Origin of the sequence: Yinghuangia sp. ASG 101 (assembly GCF_021165735.1) — a bacterium.
In the GTDB taxonomy this organism is placed as follows: Bacteria; Actinomycetota; Actinomycetes; order Streptomycetales; family Streptomycetaceae; genus Yinghuangia.
In genome coordinates, this window is record NZ_CP088911.1 from 7886908 (window position 1) to 7903523 (window position 16616).

Consider the following 16616-nt stretch of genomic DNA (forward strand, 5'->3'; position numbering starts at 1 on the left):
CCCGGACCAACTACCGCCGCGCCGCGACGTCGTCGAAGTCCGTACCGCGTACGACCTCTTCCCACGACCGCAGTTCGGCGCCGGTGACGGCGAGGCGTTCGCCGATCGCGTCGGCCGCGTCGTTGCCGAGCGGCAGGCGCAGCGGGGCCTTGTCCGCGTCCAGGGCCGCGAGGATGGCGGCGGCGGCCTTCGCCGGGTCGCCGGGTTCGCGGCCGGTGCCGCCCGGGAGGTTCGTGCGCACCGGGCCCACGGTGTCGCGGTAGGCGTCCAGAGGCGCGGACAGGCGCAGGGCCCCCGGACCCGCGAACGCGGTCCGGAAGGCGCCGGGCTCGACGATCAACACCCGGATGCCGAGCGGCGCGACCTCGTCGGCCAGCGCCTCGGAAAGCCCCTCCAGCGCGAACTTCGTGGCGCAGTAGCCGCCGACACCGGCGAAGGCGAGCTGCCCGCCCATGCTGGTGACCTGCACGATCGCCCCCGAGCCCCGGCCGCGCATGTGCGGCAGCACCGCGCGGGTGAGCGCGGCCGGGCCGAAGAAGTGCAGCTCCATCAGGTCCCGCAGCTCCGCGTCGGTCGTCTCCTCGACCGCGCCGACCAGGCCCCGTCCCGCGTTGTTGACCAGCACGTCGATGCGGCCGTACCGGACGGCCACGTCGTTCACCGCGGCACCGGCCCCCGCGATATCGGTGACGTCCAGCGCCAGCGCCTCGACCTGGTCGGGGTACGCCGCCACGAGGTCGTCGAGCGGTGCGGTGCGCCGCGCCGCCGCCACCACGACGTCGCCCGCGGCCACCGCCGCCTCCGTGATCGCCCGGCCGAAGCCGCTGCTCGCCCCCGTGACCAGCCACACCCTGCCCATGTCGCGCTCCCCGCTTCGAGGTTCCGTTCCGCACGGCCCCCGTCGGGACCGCCCGTCGGGGACCCACCCTGCGGGCAATGCCGGTTGTCGGTCCAAGACCTGCCGTGATAGGCGATGGTTATGGACGCACGCGTACGAGATCTCCGCTACTTCGTCGCCGTGGCCGAGGAGCTTCACTTCACCCGCGCGGCCGAGCGGCTGTACGTCTCCCAGCCCGCGCTGAGCAAGCAGATCAGGATGCTGGAGGGCCAGGCCGGGGCCGAGCTGTTCGAGCGCGGCCGACGCGAAGTGCGCCTGACCGACGCGGGCGCCGCGCTGCTCCCGCACGCCCGGCGCGTCATCGCCGAATGGGACGCCGCCCGCGCGTCGGTCGCCCGTGTCGTCGCCGACCGGGCGCGCGTCTTCACGTTGGGCATGAGCACCAGCCCGGGGCGCGGCGGCCTGCTTCCCGCGATCCGCTCGCGCTTCACCGCGGCCCGTCCGGACGTGCGCATCCGGCTCCGCCAGGTCGCCTGGTACGACACGACCGCGGGGCTCGCCGACGGTGCCTGCGACGCCGCGTTCGTCTGGCTGCCGCTGCCCGAGCCGGAGCGGTTCCGGTGGACCGTCGTCGCCGAGGAACCGTGTCTGGTCGCCATGGCCGACGGCCACCCGCTCGCCGCGCGCGAGACCGTCGACTTCGCCGACCTGCTCGACGAGCCGTTCCTCGCCATCCCCGCCGAGGCGGGGCCGCTGCGCGACTACTGGCTCGCCACCGACGCCCGCGGCGGCAGGCCACCGCGGATCGCCGCCGAGGTGGCGAGTACCGAGGAGACGTACGAAGCACTCGCGGCGGGCCTCGGCGTCGTCCTGCTCGCGGCCGGCAACGCCCGGCTCGTCACCCTCGGCGGCGTCGTCGCCCGCCCCGTCCGCGGCCTGCCGCCGAGCCGCTTCGCCCTCGCCTGGCGCACCGACGACCGCAACCCCCTGCTGCGCGACTGCATCCGCGCGTGCCGAGAGGCGACGCGCGCTTCCTGAGGCGCGGTGCGCTCGCGGCTGCCCGGATCTCGCCTTGCGTGGTGACAAGTGGCCCAGCAGCGCGGGGGCTTGGGCTGCCCGGCTTTCGGCCCGACCTCGACGCGCCGGGTCGGCCTGGCCGGTCCGTCGGGTGGGTCGGTCTCAAAGTAGTATTCGGGTGCTGTTTTGGGGTGTCGACGGGAGGATCGCGCATGGCGGCCACGGCCGGGCGTGGGTCGTATGCGAAGTCGGCCGGGGTGCGGCGGCGGATTCTCGAGGTCTGTGCGGACGCGTTCGGCGAGACCGGGTTCCACGGCGCGTCCACCAAGGACATCGCGCAACGCGCCGGGATCAGCCACACCGGTCTGCGGCACCATTTCCCGCGCAAAGAGGACCTGCTCGCGGCGGTGCTGGACCTGCGGGACGAACGCGGCACCGCGTTTCTGCGGTCCGCCGACGCGGTCGATCCCGACGCGTTCCCCGTCGAGGCGCTCCGAGGCATGCTCGACCTGGTCGTCGATCACGAACTACAGCCCGGGCTCATGCAGTTGCACTGCGTGCTCTCGGCCGAGGCGACCGCCGCCGACCATCCCGCGCACGCCTACTACGCCGAACGCCACCGCCAGCTCCGCGCGTTCTACGCGAGGGCGTACACCGCCCTCGCCCGCGGGGGCCAACTGCGGTCGGCCGTCGACCCCGAGACGCTGGCGGTCATGACCGTCTCGCTCGTCAAGGGCATTCAGGAGCAGTGGCTCTTCGACCGCGAGACGGTGAGGATCGAGTACGCGCTGCGCATGTTCCTGGCCTCGGTCGTGCCCGAACTCGGCGACGAGAGCGGCCGATGACGGATCCGCCGCGCGAGGCCGCGGCACGTCGGGGCACGGCAGGCGCAGTTCGGTGGTCGCGGCGACGGCCGCCGCCCGAAGGACGCCCGGCACCCGTCCGGAAGGCCGACGCCGAGCATGCCGGTCGCCTCCGCGAACTCGGCGGAGCCCCGCGGGACTTCCCGCGTGCCGAACCGGGCCACCCAGGCCCGCCGGATTGACGGAGGTGCCCGTACCGGGACGTGGATGGGCGGTGGTCAGGCCTCGCTCGCGCCGCCCGGAACGACGACCAGCGGGCACCGGGCGTTGTGGACGAGTCCGTGGCTCACCGAGCCGAGGAGCATGCGGCGGAACCCGCCGATGCCGCGGTTGCCCACCACCAGGAGCAACGCGTCCTCCGAGGCGTCGGTCAGCACGCGCACGGGGTGGCCGAGGCGTACGTCGCCGACGATCGGGATGCCGGGGTACCGCGCCCGCCACGTGTCGACGGAGTGCGCCAGCGTCTCCCGCGCGTCGCGCAGCGCGGCGTCGGCGAGCATCGCGGTGGCCCCCATGCTCAGGGCGATCGTGTAGGCGAAGATCGCGAGGACCGACGCGCCGCGCAGCGCCGCCTCCTCGCACGCGTGCTCCCACGCCAGATCCGCGCCCCGGGAACCGTCCACCCCCACGACCACGGTGGGCGGCACCGCGCCGGTGTTCTCGACGCACCGGATGACGGCCACCGGGCACGAGGCGTGGGCGATCACCGGGACCGCGACGCTCCCGGTGGTGAACGCCTCCCGCAGCGACGAGAGGTGACGCGAGCCCAGGACCGTGAGGAACGCGTCGCCGGACGCCTCGCCGAGGACGCGCTCCGCAAGCCCGTCGATCAACCGCTCGTCGACGTCGAGGCCGGGGTGCCGCTCCAGCACCGCCGCCCTGGCCTCGTCCAGCACCTGCCGGTTGGCGCTGCGGTAGCGGCTGCGCCAGGTGTCCCACGGTGCCTTGGGAGCCAGGTTCTCGTCCGCCCCCAGCGGCCAGTCCAGCGCGCGGATCAGGCGCAGGGGCCGCCCGTGCAGCACCGCCTCGTCCGCGGCCCAGGCCACCGCGAGCCGCCCGGCATCGGTCCCCTCCACACCGACGATCACGCGCTCGTCCGTCGGGGCACTGGGCATGTCCGGCTCCTTCCGCGTCCGGCGATCACGCCGGTCCCTGTCCTCCCGACTCTGCGCCACGGTCGACGGCACCGCCACGGCGGGACGCCCGGATGCCGCGCGTGACAGCCCGAGAAGGGGTACGAGAGGCACGTCGGCCCCGCATCGCGGGGCGTCCACGGGCCTCGGCGGGCTGCGCCACCGGCGCCCCGGCGACGCCGCGCGTGTGCGGTGCCGCGAATCGACGCGGCCGTCACCCGCATTCCCCAGAGAGGTCCGCGATGCACGACGAAACCGCCGGGACCCGCCCCCCGGAACCGGGCCTGCTGGCCCGCCACGTCCGCGAACGGCGCCGTACGTGCGGCCTGTCGGTGCCGAGCCTGGCGGAGATCGCCGGGCTGTCCGAGGCGTGGATCGCCGCCGTCGAGGAGGGCACCGCCTCGGCCGACCGCACGTCGCTGTCACGCCTGGCCGCCGCGCTGCAGACGACCGTGAGCCGGCTCGTCGCCGGGGACGACACGGACGAGCCGTCACCCGGCGCCTCGGCCCCCGGCACCGGCACGGGCGACCTGCGGAGCCGCACGATGGTCGACATGAGCGACGACGAGTGCTACGCCAGACTCGCGATGCGCTCGGTGGGACGAGTGTCGTCCGCAACACGGGAGGAGCCTTTCGTCCTCCCGGTCAACTACATGGTGGACGGGCGCGACGTCGTCTTCCGCACCTCGCCCGATTCGTCCCTCGCCGAGGTCGCGGGTTCCACCGCGTTCGAGGTCGACGACCTGCTGGACTCCGCCCGGCTCGGCTGGAGCGTCCTGCTCACCGGCCACGCCGAGCGCGTCACCGACGCCGACGAGATGCGCCGGCTCGCCGAGCGGGCGCCCGAGCCGTGGCCCGGCGGCGACCGGCCCGTGTGGATCCGCATCCGCCCGGACCGCGTCACCGGACGCCGGATCGCGCCGCACCCTCACGACGTCTGACGGCCCGGGCGCCCCGGCCCCGGCCCGGGCAGCCGCACCCGCAGGGTCCCGCCCGCCTCGACGGTCTGTTCGGTGTCCCGGACGCGCACGCGGATCGGGGACGCCTCCCCGGCCGGGAGGGACACGGCCGCGGTGGTGTGCGAGATGTGGACGTGGATGCCCCAGTGGCCGCGGTATCGCAGCCGGAAGTCCAGGGGGCCCAGGCCGTCGGGCAGGGCGGGGTCGAGCACGAGCGCGTTCTCGCGTGTCGCGAGCCCGGTGTAGCCGCGGGTCAGCAGGTCGAGGCAACTGGCCATCGCGCCCAGGTGGATGCCCTCGGCGGTGGTGCCGCCCTGCACGTCGTGGATGTCGGCGGCCAGCGCCTCGCGCAGGAATCCGCCGGACGCGGCCCGGTCGGCCCGCGCGAGGACCCAGGCGTGCACCACGGCGCTGAGCGTGGAGCCGTGCGCGGTGCGCCGCATGTAGTAGCGGGCGGTCCGGTCGAAGGTGTCCGCGTCGACGTGGTAGCCCAAGTGGGTGAAGAGGCCCGTGAGTTCGTCCGGGGGGAACAGGTAGTTCAGCATCAGCACGTCCGCCTGCTTGGAGACCTGGTAGCGGTTCGGGGTGTCGCCCTCGGCCTCGAGAATGCGGTCCAGGCGCCGGATGTCGCCGTAGCGGCGGCGGTACGCCTCCCAGTCCAGCTCCGCGAGTTCCCCGTACCGGTGGAACTGGCTGATCACGCCGTCGTGGAAGCAGATCCGCAGGTTCCGCGACACGTGGTCCCAGCGCGCGGGCTCGTCGGCGTGCAGCCCGAGCCGCGCGGCGAGTTCCTCCCGCCGGTCGCTCGGCAGCAGGTCCAGCGCGCGTCCGGCCGTACGCAGCACCCACGAGGCCATCACGTTCGTGTACGCGTTGTCGTCCAGGCCCGGCCGGTCCGACCACGGGTAGCCGTCGTGGTACTCGTCGGGCCCCATCACGCCGCGGATGCGGTAGCGCCGCAGCGCGGGGTCGTACGCCGCGGCCGACGCCCAGAACCGCGCGATCTCGACCAGCAGCTCCGCGCCCTCGGCGGCCAGGTAGCCGACATCGGCGGTGGCCTGGAAGTACTGCCACGCGTTGTACGCGACCGCCGCGCCGACGTGCCGCTGCAGGTGCGAGTGGTCCGGCAGCCAGCGCCCCGACCGCGGGTTGTGGTGCAGCCGCGGCGTCTCCTCGCGTCCGTCGCCGCCGCTCTGCCACGGGAACAGCGCCCCCCGGAACCCCTCGGCCTCCGCCGCCCGCCGCGCCGCGTCGAGCCTGCGGTACCGGTAGCGCATCAGCGCCCGGCTGACCTCCGGCAGCCGCGGGTTCAGGTACGGCAGCACGAACAACTCGTCCCAGAACACGTGCCCGCGGTACGCCTCACCGTGCAGGCCGCGAGCCGGGACGCCCGCGTCGAGGTCGGCCGTGTGCGCGGTGAGGGTCTGGAGGATGTGGAACGCGTACAGGCGCGCACTGCGGTCGGCGTCCACCCCGCATCCCAGGTCGAGCCGGCACTGCGACCACAGGTCCGTCCAGCGTTCGGCGTGCGCGTCGAGCAGCGCGTCGAAGTCCGGGGCGCGCGCCGCCTCGTCGACCGACGCGGCGACCGGGTCGCCGATCGCGGCGTCGCGACCGGTGTGCACGGACACCGTCTTCTCGACGGTGACCTCCTGCCCGCGGCGAGCGGCGATCGTCAGGTCCTGCCCCACACGCTGCCGCTCCGTCCACCCGCGCCGGTCTTCTTCGGGCCCGCCGCGGGCGACCCGGGTCCGGGCGGCCATGGCGATACGGATCCGGGACTCCAGGGTCTCCGACTCCAGCACCACCGTGTCGGCGCGGGCGACATGCCGCCGCCGGATGGCGAGGTGCCGGTCGGCCAGCCCCCGGTACCGCGCGACGCCGGAGTTGCGGACACTCCCGTCCAGGGCCGAGCGCACGGTCAGCGTGCCCGACCAGTTCTCCGGAACCAGCGTGGTCTCCAGCACCGCGAGGTGCGGGTGCTCCATGTGGACGAGCCGGCGCTGCGTCACCGCGGTGACCCGCCCCGCGGCGTCGCGGACCCGCGCGCGGCGCACCAGGATCCCGTGCCGGAACTCCAGGACCGTGTGGTGGTCGAGGAGTTCGTCGGGGGATCCGGTGAACCACGGGCCGTCGTCCGCACGGAACGTCAGCGGAAGCCAGTTGCCGGCGTTGACCAGGTCCTCGTTCTCGACCGAGCGGCCCGCCACGTGCGAGACCGCCCTGTCGTACACCCCGGCCAGGTAGGTGCCGGGGTAGTGCGTGCCGTCCGCGACCGACTCCGGTGCGGCGCCGCGGGTCACCAGGTAGCCGTTGCCCAGCGCGCACAGGGCCTCCCGCAGCCCCTCCCGCTCGGGGTCGAAGCCGTCGTACCGGAGCGTCCACCCGTCGGCGGCGACGCCGGGAACCCCGGCGAGGGCTTCGTACGTCGTTGTGGCCACGGTGCCTTCTCCTTCGCGGCGTTCTCCTCGGACTAGCGCCGGAAGAGCACGACCTTCAGCGCGCCGGTTTCGGCGGCGCGGGAGAACACGTCGTACGCGTCCGGCATTTCGTCGAGGCCGAAGCGGTGCGTCACCAGGCCGCCGATGTCGAGGCGGCCGGCCCGGAGCATGTCGAGGAGCATCGGCGTGCTGTCGGTGTCGACCAGCCCGGTGGTGATCGTGACGTCCTTGATCCACAGGTCTTCGAGGTGGAGCGTCGCGGGGCGGCCGTGGACGCCCACGTTGGCGACGTGCCCGCCCGGGCGGACCAGGCGCGTGCACATCTCGAACGCCTCGGGGACGCCGACCGCCTCGACGACCGTGTCGGCACCCGCGCCGTCGCGGGACAGCCCGCGCACGGCCTCCTCGGCGTCCCGGTCGGGGGTCAGGGTCACGTCGGCGCCGAGGCGCTTGGCGGCGTCCAGGCGGCCGGTGTCCGGGTCGATCACCGCGACGGCCGCGGGGGAGTACAGGCGGGCGGCGACGATCGCGGCGAGGCCGATGGGCCCGGCGCCGACGATCGCGACGGTGTCGCCGGGGCCGACGCGGCCGTTGCGGACGCCGACTTCGTACGACGTCGGCAGGATGTCGGCGAGCAGCACCGCGGCGTCGTCGTCCACGCCCTCGGGCAGCTTGTACAGCGATGTGTCGGCGAACGGGGTGCGCACGAGTTCGGCCTGCGTGCCGTCGATCAGGTGGCCGAGGATCCAGCCGCCTCCGCCGGTGCACTGCCCGTACGCGGCGGCGCGGCAGTAGCGGCAGCGGCCACAGGCGGAGATGCACGAGACGAGCACGCGGTCGCCGGGCCGGACGGTGCGGACCCCGGGGCCGACCTCGACGACGGTGCCGACGGCCTCGTGCCCCAGGACGCGCCCGGCCTCGACCTCGGGAACGTCGCCTTTGAGGATGTGCAGGTCGGTCCCGCAGATGGTGACCGCGTCGACGCGCACGACGGCGTCGTCCGGGTCGGAGACCGCCGGGTCGGCGACGTCCTCCCAACTGCGGCGGCCGGTGCCGTGGAAGACGAGTGCCTTCATGGGGATCACTCCGTTCGTGACGGAAGGTTCGTCCTCGTTTCAGCGTCGCACGCGACCCGGCACGCGTCCCATCGGGCGAGTGCCGCGGCGGTCGCCGGGTCTCCGGCGCGCACGGGCGGTCGCGAGGCGTTCGGCTCTGGCCGTTCCTCGCGCCGGCGCCTCAGTCCACGGGCACGACCAGGACCGGGCAGTGCGCGTGGCTCAGGACCGCGTGGGTGACCGGGCCCAGGTGCATGCCCGGGCCCGGTGGCCGCCGCCGCGCCGCCACGACCAGCAGCTCCGCGTGCTCGGACGCGCCGACCAGGGCCCGCGCGGGCGCGTCGCGGACGACGACCTCGTGCATCCGGACGTTCGGCTCGGCGTCCCGCGTGCCGTCGAGGAGCCCGGTCAGGCGGTCGCGGGCGTGCGCGCGGGTGGCCGCGACCGGGTTGCGCCGGGGCTCCGAGGACGGGGCCCGGCGTGGCACGAGCGGCAGCGACCAGGCGTGCACCGCCCGCACACCGACCCCGCGCCGCGCGGCCTGCCGCAGCGCCTCCTCGACGGCCGGCCGGCACTCCGGCCCGGCGACGCCGACCACGACGGGGTGGCGCCGGGCGGGCCCCCGCGCCGGCTCGCCGCGGGCGATCAGCACCGGGCCTCGGGCGTGTGCCGCGAGGGCGAGGCCCACCGACCCGACCAGCAGCGCGCTGACCGGGCCGAGCCCGCGGCTCCCGACGACGGTGAGGGCGGCGGTGCCGGAGACGTCGAGCAGCGCGCCGATCGGGGTCGCGCGGACCACCGTCCGCTCCACGTCGAGCGACGGCGCGACCGCGAGCGCCGCGGCGGCGGCGCGGTCGACCGCGGCATGGGCGGCCTCGTAGTCGCCGGGTGCGGACAGCGCGTCGTGTTCCGCCGGGTGCGCCGCGTGCACCACCTGGAGCGGCACCTTGCGCCGGGCGGCTTCTTCGGCGGCCAGCCGGACGGCGAGGTCGGCCCCGGCCGACCCGTCCGCGCCCACGGCGACGTGGCCGGACAAGTGAGGAATCCGCTGGTCCATCGATGCTTCCCTTCCGATGCCCGACTCTTCCCCGTGGCGTCCGGGGTACGCCGGAACGTTTCCCCGCCCGGCGGGCCCGGCTACCGGTGGGGGACGACCGCCACGGGCCCGTGGGCGTGCAGGAGCACCGCGTGGGCGACCGGGGACAGGCGCAGGCCCAGGGACGTCGCGGGGACGCGCCGCCCGACCACGGTCACGACCGCGCCGGCCGAACTCCGGACCAACGCGGTCGCGGGCGGCCCCGAGGCCCGGTCGCGGACCACGTCGACCTGCGGATACTTCTCCGACCAGCCCGCGGTGGCCTCCGCGAGCCCGCGGTCGGCGCGGGCCTCGACGTCCGCGCGGGTGAAGACCGGCCCGCCCGGCAGCGTCCAGTCCTCCGGCCGCCATCCGTGGACGATCCGCAGCCGCGTCCCGGGGCGTGCGGCGGCCTCCTCGAACGCGAACGCCAGGACGGCGTCCGCGGGTTCGCGGCCGTCGACACCCACCACGACCTCCGGCGGCGCACTCGGCGCGTCCCCCGATCTCGCGCGCACCACGACCACCGGGCACCGGGCCACCGACGCGGCGGTCAGGCTCGTGGAGCCGAGCAGGAGGCTGCGGAACCCGCCGCGTCCCCGCGAACCGAGCACCAGCAGCGCGGCACTCTCGCTTTCCGCGGTCAACGCCGCGCCGACGGTGTCGACCGCGTCGACGGTCGCGATGGCGAGCCCGGGAGCCGAGTCCCGGGCCAGGAGGTCCGCGTCGCCGAGGATGCGCCGGCTCTCCGCCCGGTCCGTGTCGCGTCCGCCGTGCGCGGCGAGCGGCGGCCAGGCGTGCAGAATCCGCAGCGCCAGGCCTCGTCTGGCGGCTTCGTCGACGGCCCAGCGCAGCGCCTCGTCGGCATGCGCGGACCCGTCCACCGCCGCGGTGATGTGCGGTCGTGCGGATGAGGCGTCGGAGTGCGCCATGGGCTCCTCCCCGGTATCGGTGGTCAGCGGACGCGCGGCAGGTACGGATCGGCCGGGCGGCGCGGTGCGACGCGGATCCGGGCGTCGACCACGGTGACGCCGTCCGGGCCCGCGACGGCGGGGTTGAGGTCGAGTTCGCAGACCTGCGGCAGGTCGTCGGCGAGGCGGGACACGCGGTGCAGCAGGTCCTCGACCGCGCCGACGTCGCACGGCGGCGCGCCGCGGTGGCCGTAGAGCGGCTTCGACGCGCGCGATTCGGCGATGAGGTCCTTGGCGTCGAGGTCGGTCAGCGGGGAGAGCCGCGCGCTGTGGTCGCCGAGGATGTCGACGCCGGTTCCGCCGAGCCCGAACAGGACCAGCGGGCCGAGGACTTCGTCCTGGTCGACGCCGATGATCAGCTCGACCCCCGGCGCGGCCATCGGCTGGACGACGGCGCCGTCCATGCGTCGGCCCAGACGGTGGGCGAGGTCGGTGTACGCGGCGCGCACGTCGTCGTCCCCGGCGAGTCCGAGGCGCACCCCGCCGACATCGGTCTTGTGGGTGATCTCGGGCCCGGACACCTTGAGCGCCACGGTCCCCAGCGGGGAGAGCCCGCGCAGCTCGCGGGCGGCGTCGACGGCCCCGTCGGCGGCGGTGACGCGGCGCCACGGCGCGAGCGGCACCCCGTAGCCGCCCAGCACGGCGGCGCACGCGTCGGGCGGCAGCCAGCCGCCCCCGGAGTGCGCGGCCAGGTACGCGTCCACCGCGGCACGCGCCCGGTCCGGATCCGTCGTGGTCAGACGCGGCACGATCCCGCGGGGACGCAGGAGCCACATCGCGCGGTCGCGGGCGTGGGCGAGCGCCGCCGCGGCGGTGCGGGTGTCGCAGAAGACCGGGAACGCGCCGTGCCACGCGGGGACGAGGTCGACGGCTTCGGCGCGTTCGGGTGCGACGACGGCCACGGGGATCTCGCGGACCGCCGACCCGTGGGTGAGTTCGGCGAGTGGGTCGCCCAGCGCGGTGGGGGCGAGTGCCAGCAGCACCGCGCCGATGTGCCCGGTCGACGCGATCAGGTCGATCGCCCGGCGCAGCGACTCGCCCGGGACGGTCGCGGTGGCGTCGACCGGATTGCCGCAGGCCGCGCCGCTCGGCAGCAGCTCGCGCAGGCGCGCCTCGATCTCGGCGCCGAGGTACGGCACGGTCAGCCCGGCGTCGGCGCACGCGTCGGCCGCCAGCACCCCGAGCCCGCCCGCGTTGCCGACGATCGCCACCGCCCCGCTCTTGGGCAGCGGCTGCGCGGACATCAGGGCCGTGGTGGCGACGAGGTCGCCGAGGGAGTGGGCCGCGGTGACGCCCGCCTGCCGGAACAGCGCGCCCCGCGCGACGGTCGGGGTGACGGCCGCGGCGGTGTGCGAGGCGGCGGCGCGGCGTCCGGAGGCCGAGCGGCCCGCGTCGACGGTCAGCACCGGAATCCGCCGGCCGGTGCGCCGGGCGATGCGGGAGAACTTGCGCGGGTTGCCGAAGGACTCCAGGTGCAGGACGGCCAAGGCGGTGCGCGGATCGGTCTCGAACCACTGGAGCATGTCGTTGCCGCTGACGTCGTACTTGTCGCCGAGCGACGCGAACGTCGACACGCCGATGCCGAGCCGGTTCAGCTGCCGCAGCAGCGCGATGCCGACACCGCCCGACTGCACCGCGACACCGGCGCTGCCCGGGAGCGGCCGGACGCCGGTGAAGTCGGCGCGCAACGGAGTGCCGCCGGACGTGTCGACGACGCCGACGCCGTTGGGGCCGACCATGCGCATGCCGTACCGGTGGCAGGTCTGCCGCAGGGCGCGGGCCTGGTCGGCGTCGAACCCGGCGGTGACCACGACCAGCGCGGCGACCCCGGCCCGGCCGCACTCCTCGGCCACCGCCGGCACGGACCGCGCGGGGACCGCGATCACGACGGTGTCCGGCAGCGCGGGCAGGTCGGCGACGTGCGCGGACGCCGTGAACCCCGCGATCTCGCCGGCGCTCGGGTGCAGCACGAACAGGCTCTCGTGCCAACCGGCCGAGGCGAGATTGGCGAGGATGGTCCGGCCGATCGAGTCGGGGCGGCGCCCGGCCCCCGCGACGGCGACCGTCGTGGGGCGGAACAGCGGCAGCAGGCTCGCGGTGTCCGCCTGCCGCTCGCGCAGCCCCATCGCGGACAGGAACTCCTCCCGGCCGGGGTCGTCGACGGGCAGGTCGAGCGGGATGCTCGCGGTGACGACGCCCGCCTCGGCGCCGCGGTGCAGCGGCAGGCCCATGTCCTGGAGCACGCGCAGCATCGGCCGGTTGTCGGACAGCACGTCGGCGGTCCAGCGGCGCACCCCCTCGGCACGCGCGACGTCCATCAGGTGCTCGATCAGCAGGGTGCCGACGCCGCGGTGGTGCCAGTCCTCCGCCACGACCACGGCCAGCTCCGCCTCGCCGGGCCCGGTGGTGTGGAACTCGGCCGCACCGACGACCAGTTCGCCGTGCCACGCGAGCAGCGCACCGCCGTCCGGCGCCCGGACCGCGCAGATACGGTGCGCCGCCTCCCCGACCGCGTCGCGCGCCATGCCGAAGAAGCGCAGGTGCAGGCTGGTCGCGGAGAGCCCTTCGAACAGCGTCCGGACGGCGGGCTCGTCGGCGGGGCCCGCCGCGTCGAGGCGCAGCATCGTGCCGTCGGCCGCGAGTACGTGGCGCTCTTCGGTGCGGGGAGCCGACGGGTGTGGTGGGGCGGGCATGAAGCGGTGTCCTTCCGAGAACACCGGCGCGGGCACAACCGGTCCCACGTCCCCACCGCCGTCCGGTACGCCCGGGCGGCTGCCCGGGCCGCGGCGCCGGGCCGCGAGGCGAGGCGGCGGGAGAAACGGGGAACATCCGCGCCGGTCGGGGCAATGGAGCCTGGTTCCATGGTGAGGGCGCTCCCGACGCCGCGCCATTCGCCGCCGCCGGGTGCCTCGGCGCGCGGTGGGTACGCCGGGGACGCGGTTTCTCGGCCGGATCGGCGGCTTGTCGGGCCTCGTCCGCCGGTTCGATGCCGTCCGCCGGGAGAGCCGCTTGGGTAGGGAACCCCCGGGCAAGACGTGCGCCGTGGGGTGCGTCGCCGTGTCGCCTCCGACGTCGCCGGCAGGCAGCGCGCGACGCGGCTCGAGGCGCGAGGCAGGGAAGGTGAGTGCGATGCCGAACCTCGGAATCGCGATCGTCCGGCAGTACCAGCGCGGCGTCGTTCTTCGTCTGGGCCGCCTGCGCGGCATCCGCGAGCCGGGCATCCGGTTCATGATCCCGCTGGCGGACCGCATGTGGAAGGTCACCCTGCGTACGGTGACGCTGCCGATCCCGTCCCAGCAGGTGATCACGCGCGACAACGTGTCGATCGGGGTCGCGGCGGTGGCGTATTACCGGCGCGTGGACCCGGTCAAGTCGATCGTGGAGATCGAGAACGTCTCGGACGCGATCGGCCAGATCGCCCAGACCACCGTCCGCAACGTCGTCGGCCGCTCGCTCCTCGACCAGGTCCTCACCGACACGGAGACCCTCAACGAGCAGATCAAGGCCATCCTCGACGGCCTCACCCGGCAGTGGGGCGTGTTCGTCTCGCTGGTGGAGCTGAAGGACATCGAACTCCCGCCGACGATGCAGCGTGCCATGGCCCGCCAGGCGGAGGCCGAGCGCGAGAAGCGCGCGAAGATCATCGCCGCGGAGGGCGAAGCGCTCAGTGCCGGGCGGCTCGCGGAGGCGGCGGACGTCATCACCGACCACCCGATCGCGCTGCAACTGCGCAACCTCCAGATCCTCGGCGACATCGCCGCGGAGAAGAACTCGACGATCGTCTTCCCCGCCCAATTCCTCGACAGCGCCCGGGACTTGGTGCGGTTCGTCGAGCGGGAGACCCACAGCACCGACGGCACTCCGCCGACGCGGGGGTCCACGGCTTCCCTGGCGTGACGGCCGGGGCGGTGGGGCGGTCGGGCCACGGCTCCGGCGGCGCGCCGCCGGGCGGGGCCCCGGCTCTCCGGCCTGGCGGTCACGGGCGGTGGGCGGTCGAGCGCGGCTCCGGCGGGCAGCCCGCTGACGCGTGATCGCGGCTCCGTGCCCTGACGGCCGCGGGACGGTGTGTCGCCGCCGCGGTCGGTGTCGCCCGGCCCCGGCTCGCGTCCGCGGCGCTCGCCGCGGCCGGAGCGGCGGGTCCCCGTCCGGGACGAGGCCGTCCCCGGGGCCCGGGCACGCCGGTTCGGGCGGCGTACGGGTGCACAGGTGCCAGGTGCCAGGTGCCAGGTGCCAGGTGCCAGGGGCCGCGGTCGGGGGTAGTCGGCCCCGAGGCATCCGGGAGCCGACCCGGATGACGACTATCGGGCGCGGAGGCATGCACAGCATCATCGACTGGCTTCGGGGACTGTCCGGGCCCTTGGTGTACGCGGTCGTCGGAGGACTGGTGTTCGCGGAGGACGCGCTCTTCGTGGGGTTCGTCCTGCCGGGGGAGACCGCCGCCGTCGTCGGCGGCGCGATCGCCTCCGGCGGCCGGGACGTCAGCCTGCTGCCGATGATCGCCGTCGTCGTGGTCGCGGCGATCGCGGGCGACAGCGTCGGCTACGCGGTGGGGCACCGCGCGGGACCCCGGCTGCTGGCGACCCGGATGGCCCGGCGGCACAGCGTCCGGATCGAGCGGGCGCAGGACGTGATCCGGCGGCGCGGGCCCTACGCGGTCTTCCTGGGGCGGTTCGTCGCCGTGCTGCGCGCGCTCGTCCCGACGCTCTCGGGCGTGGCGAAGATGCCGTACCGGCGGTTCCTGCTGTTCAACGCGCTGGGCGGCGTGCTGTGGGGTGCCGGGTTCGTGCTGCTGGGGTGGGGGGCCGGGGCCGCGTACGACCGCATCGCCCGGCAGGTCGGCGAGGTGGCCGCCGGGGTGGTCGCCGCGGTGGCCGTGGCCGCCGTCGCGGTCTGGGCGTGGCGCCGCCACCGGCGCGACGAGTGACGACCCCGGCGGCCGAGGCGGGCGACGGGCCCGAGGCGGCGGCACGTGCGGGCACGTCGGAGCCCGGCGGGTGGGGGAGCGCGAGGCGCCGGTTGCCCGCGTACCCCCGCGGGATCAGGTGGTGACGCGGGCGGCCAGCAGGGCGACGTCGTCGCGGAGGGGACGGCCCGGGCTGCGGATCAGCGCGTCGCACAGGTCGGCCAAGGGCGCCGTCGCGTGCCGCTCCACGATGGCGGCGGCGTTCCGCATGCCCTCGTCGATGCTGTGGTCCCTCGCCTCGACGAGGCCGTCGGTGTGCAGGACCACCGTGCCCCCGGCGGGGAGCCGGAGGCGGTGGTCGCGGCGAGCCGCGTCGGGGTCGACGCCGAGGGGCGGACCGGGCTCGCCGTCGAGGTGGTGGGCGCGGGTGCCGGGGGCGACGACCAGCGGCGGGGGATGGCCCGCGCTGCTCCAGTGCAGGACGCGGCCCGACGCGGCGGGTTCGAGGCGGGCGACGATGACGGTCGCCATGGGGCCGCCGTGGAGGTCGTGGAGCACTTTGTCCAGGCGCCGCAGGATGCGGCTGGGCGGTGTCTGTTCGTCGTGCGCGACGACACGCATGATGTTGCTGATCCGGCTCATCACGGTCGCGGCCTCGCCGCCGTGCCCCATGACATCGCCGAGCATCAGGCACGGGACACCGTCGGGCAGCCGGATCAGGTCGTACCAGTCGCCGCCGATGCGCGGCACCTCGGTGGCCGGCTGGTACCGGGCTTCCAGCTCGACGTCCTCCAGTCGGGCCACCGTGGGCAGCAGGCTGCGCTGGAAGCCCTCGGTGGCGGCGCGCAGGCGGTCGTACAAGCGGGCGTTCTCGACGGCGACGCCGGCGGCCCCGGCCAGCGCCGTGACCATTTCCTCGTCTTCCGGGGTGAAGTCCCCGCCGCCGCGCTTGTCGGTGAGGTACAGGTTGCCGAAGACCGTGTCGCGCACGCGGATCGGGACGCCGAGGAACGCGGACATCGGCGGGTGGTGCGCGGGAAAGCCGTAGGAGTCGGGATGGTCGTGCAGGTCGTGCAGCCGCAGCGGATGCGGCTCGCGGATCAGCAGCCCGAGGATGCCGTGGCCTTCCGGGAAGGGCCCGATCGCGTCGATCGTGGCCTGGTCGACACCCACCGGGAGGAACCGGGCCAGCATGCCGTCCTCGCCGATCACCCCGAGCGCGCCATAGCGGGCATCCGTCAGGGCGGCGGCCGATTCGATGATCCGGCGCAGCACGACTTCCAGGTCCAGTTCACTGCTGATCGCGAGCACCGCGGCCAACAACTGCCGCATCCGCCGCGCCGCGTCGTCCCGCCGCTCCG

At 75.2% G+C, this 16616-nt stretch carries 13 protein-coding genes; 5 read left to right on the forward strand and 8 right to left on the reverse strand.

The genetic code is table 11. The features are described 5' to 3' along the window. Positions 1-10 precede the first annotated feature (10 nt). Positions 11-859: an oxidoreductase gene (locus tag LO772_RS33800; RefSeq protein ID WP_231775844.1), complete on the reverse strand. Its 849-nt coding sequence runs from the start codon at positions 857-859 to the stop codon at positions 11-13. Positions 860-973: 114 nt separating this feature from the next. Here LO772_RS33800 and LO772_RS33805 point away from each other — a divergent pair, with 114 nt between their 5' ends. Together LO772_RS33805 and LO772_RS33810 are read left to right on the forward strand one after the other, a co-directional pair. Continuing rightward, positions 974-1876, forward strand: a complete 903-nt coding sequence (locus tag LO772_RS33805) for a LysR family transcriptional regulator (protein ID WP_443089345.1) — start codon at positions 974-976, stop codon at positions 1874-1876. A gap of 191 nt (positions 1877-2067) precedes the next feature. Continuing rightward, positions 2068-2700 carry a TetR/AcrR family transcriptional regulator gene (locus LO772_RS33810; protein WP_231775846.1) on the forward strand — a complete coding sequence of 211 codons (633 nt, stop codon included), beginning with the start codon at positions 2068-2070 and terminating at the stop codon, positions 2698-2700. A gap of 236 nt (positions 2701-2936) precedes the next feature. On the opposite strand, the gene LO772_RS33815 is transcribed toward LO772_RS33810, so the two are convergent. Then, complete coding sequence (locus LO772_RS33815; RefSeq protein ID WP_231775847.1) at positions 2937-3833, reverse strand: universal stress protein; 897 nt, start codon at positions 3831-3833, stop codon at positions 2937-2939. Positions 3834-4093: 260 nt separating this feature from the next. On the opposite strand from LO772_RS33815, the gene LO772_RS33820 reads away from it, so the two are divergent. Further along, a complete protein-coding gene (locus LO772_RS33820) occupies positions 4094-4792 on the forward strand; it encodes a helix-turn-helix domain-containing protein (RefSeq protein WP_231775848.1) in 699 nt (232 codons plus the stop codon). On the opposite strand, the gene LO772_RS33825 is transcribed toward LO772_RS33820, so the two are convergent. From LO772_RS33825 to LO772_RS33845, 5 genes are all read right to left on the reverse strand, one after another. Then, positions 4780-7251, reverse strand: coding sequence for a glycoside hydrolase family 65 protein (locus LO772_RS33825; protein WP_231775849.1), 2472 nt, complete (start codon positions 7249-7251; stop codon positions 4780-4782). The two genes, LO772_RS33820 and LO772_RS33825, sit on opposite strands and share 13 nt — an antisense overlap. A gap of 32 nt (positions 7252-7283) precedes the next feature. Next, on the reverse strand, positions 7284-8327 hold the full coding sequence (locus LO772_RS33830) for a zinc-dependent alcohol dehydrogenase family protein (protein WP_231775850.1): 1044 nt from the start codon (positions 8325-8327) through the stop codon (positions 7284-7286). 160 nt (positions 8328-8487) lie between these two features. Further along, the gene (locus tag LO772_RS33835; RefSeq protein ID WP_231775851.1) at positions 8488-9363 is read right to left on the reverse strand and encodes a universal stress protein; all 876 of its coding nucleotides are present in this window, start codon (positions 9361-9363) and stop codon (positions 8488-8490) included. 80 nt (positions 9364-9443) lie between these two features. Next, positions 9444-10313 carry a universal stress protein gene (locus LO772_RS33840; RefSeq protein ID WP_231775852.1) on the reverse strand — a complete coding sequence of 290 codons (870 nt, stop codon included), beginning with the start codon at positions 10311-10313 and terminating at the stop codon, positions 9444-9446. 23 nt (positions 10314-10336) lie between these two features. Then, positions 10337-13045 carry a bifunctional acetate--CoA ligase family protein/GNAT family N-acetyltransferase gene (locus LO772_RS33845; RefSeq protein ID WP_231775853.1) on the reverse strand — a complete coding sequence of 903 codons (2709 nt, stop codon included), beginning with the start codon at positions 13043-13045 and terminating at the stop codon, positions 10337-10339. A gap of 436 nt (positions 13046-13481) precedes the next feature. Here LO772_RS33845 and LO772_RS33850 point away from each other — a divergent pair, with 436 nt between their 5' ends. Next, the gene (locus LO772_RS33850; protein WP_231775854.1) at positions 13482-14249 is read left to right on the forward strand and encodes a slipin family protein; all 768 of its coding nucleotides are present in this window, start codon (positions 13482-13484) and stop codon (positions 14247-14249) included. 418 nt (positions 14250-14667) lie between these two features. After that, a complete protein-coding gene (locus tag LO772_RS33855) occupies positions 14668-15276 on the forward strand; it encodes a DedA family protein (RefSeq protein ID WP_231775855.1) in 609 nt (202 codons plus the stop codon). Between the two features lie 114 nt (positions 15277-15390). Here LO772_RS33855 and LO772_RS36005 read toward each other — a convergent pair whose 3' ends face one another. Continuing rightward, positions 15391-16587, reverse strand: coding sequence for a PP2C family protein-serine/threonine phosphatase (locus LO772_RS36005; protein ID WP_269453132.1), 1197 nt, complete (start codon positions 16585-16587; stop codon positions 15391-15393). Positions 16588-16616 lie beyond the last annotated feature (29 nt).